The organism is Halobacillus sp. BBL2006 (assembly GCF_000786645.1).
GTDB lineage: Bacteria > Bacillota > Bacilli > Bacillales > Halobacillaceae > Halobacillus.
In genome coordinates, this window is sequence record NZ_JRNX01000961.1 from 1 (window position 1) to 756 (window position 756).

Sequence of the window (756 nt, forward strand, 5' to 3'; positions counted from 1 at the left end):
CCTCGAGGGGCTAGGCGCTGGAGCTAGATGTAGACTCACACCGCAAAAAGTTATCCACACCTAAATATATTTAAAATTTCCTAGATAAAAATAAAAGACGCTGCCTTTTTCATCCAAAAGGCAGCGTCTTTTATCATATTATTTAATCTACATAACGTTTTGTCCCAATATAGCGCTTGCTCCAATAATTACTGTTCATCGAACTGATCGTGACACCTGTCGAAGAACCACTATGGATGAACTCATTGTTTCCTAAATAAATTCCAGCATGAGAAGCACCTGGCTTGTACGTTTCAAAGAAGACAACATCTCCGGGCTGGCGGTTTGAATCGCTTACTGCATTAAAATCGTTATAGGCATAAATGGATGCCACAGTCCTAGGTATGTATTCGTCCACTTGTCCGAACACGAATTTTAAATACCCGCTGCAGTCGAACCCTGCAGGCGTCGAGCCAGCCCACAGGTAAGGTGATCCAAGATGTTTCTTTGCTTCTTGGATGAGTGCTGAACTTGAAACACCAGGACTGGAAGGTTGTGTGTTTTCTGGAGCACTTGGCTGTTCGGAAGGAGCTTGTCCCGTAATAACCAATCGTTGGCCCGGGAAAATGATAGTACTCGATAAATTGTTTTTAGTTTTCAAAGCGCTGACCGTCATCCCATGTTTAGAAGCAATTCCCCAAAGCGTATCCCCGTATTTGACCGTGTATGTATTCGTTGTTTCTGGCGGAGCCGCATCATTTGTACCCGAGGAGGAGT

Annotated in this window: 1 protein-coding gene; it reads right to left on the reverse strand. The window is 44.0% G+C overall.

Annotation, left to right across the window (positions count from 1 at the left end; genetic code table 11):
• Positions 1 to 142: 142 nt before the first annotated feature.
• On the reverse strand, positions 143 to 756 hold a 614-nt coding region (locus LD39_RS21405), incomplete at its 5' end, for a C40 family peptidase (protein WP_035553854.1).